This window comes from Pseudomonas sp. SDO524_S393 (assembly GCF_054071875.1).
Genome location: NZ_JBSVVZ010000174.1, coordinates 1 through 279 on the forward strand (window position 1 = coordinate 1; position 279 = coordinate 279).

The window sequence follows — 279 nt, forward strand, 5'->3', positions numbered from 1 at the left end:
TGACAGCGATCAGCGATGCGTATGACAACCGGCTGCGGGTTTTCCGCGATGGGCTAGGGCGCATTGAGCGGTTGGACAATGCTGTCGGGCGCTCGCTGTTTTTGCGTTATGCGTCGGAGCGCATCGTGGCGGTGGACTACCAGGTTCAGCGGGCCGAGGGGCCGGGGGAATTTGAGTGGATCACCGAGCAGACACTGGTTTCCTATAGCTATGACGACCTTGGCCGACTGATCTCGGCGACCAACGCCGTCGGCGAAAGCGAGGTTTATCGCTACGACG

1 protein-coding gene is annotated in these 279 nt (G+C 60.6%); it reads left to right on the top strand.

What is annotated here, in order from left to right:
- Nucleotides 1-279: hypothetical protein (locus ACW9IB_RS29535; RefSeq protein WP_457416865.1), on the top strand; the 279-nt coding region annotated here is incomplete at both ends.